At 70.0% G+C, this 486-nt stretch carries 1 protein-coding gene; it reads left to right on the top strand.

Annotated elements, in window-relative coordinates; genetic code table 11:
• Positions 1 to 222: 222 nt before the first annotated feature.
• The coding region (locus ACU8YE_RS24645) for a hypothetical protein (protein WP_446930060.1) at positions 223 to 486 on the top strand (264 nt) is incomplete at its 3' end.

Raw genomic sequence — 486 nt, 5'->3', positions numbered from 1 at the left:
GTCCTGGTCGGGGACCGACCGGTCAGCACCGAGCGACCCGGCGACGTCGTGGTCGAGCCCGGCGCGTCGGTCGAGTTCCTGCCGCCGTTCGCCGGCGGGTGATGGTTGCCTTCTGGGCGGATGGCGGACAGGATCCGCTCTGGCTCGCGCCGTCGCCGGAGCGAGGGGCGACCGGTGTCATCAGCGACGCCGGTCCACACCACCACAACAACGGGGATGTACATGATCAATCCACTGACGCGACGCTCGCTGCGTCGCACCGCCGCTGCCGTCACGGGCACGGGACTCGTCGCCGCGGCCCTGAGCATCGGTGTGCTTGCACCGGCTGAGGCCGCCTCGGTCGTCACCGGCGGCGTGACCGACGCGCAGGGCAACCCGATCTCGGGGACGCTGAAGGTCTACCGCAAGGACGTCGACGACACGTACGACGCGTGGACGACGTTCTACGTCGGGAACGACGGCTACATCGAGGGCACGCTGTCCGAC

It is taken from the genome of Ralstonia sp. VS2407 (genome assembly GCF_052950655.1).
The sequence above is the reverse complement of the archived record's forward strand: the minus strand, read 5'-3'. Positions and strand labels throughout refer to the sequence as shown.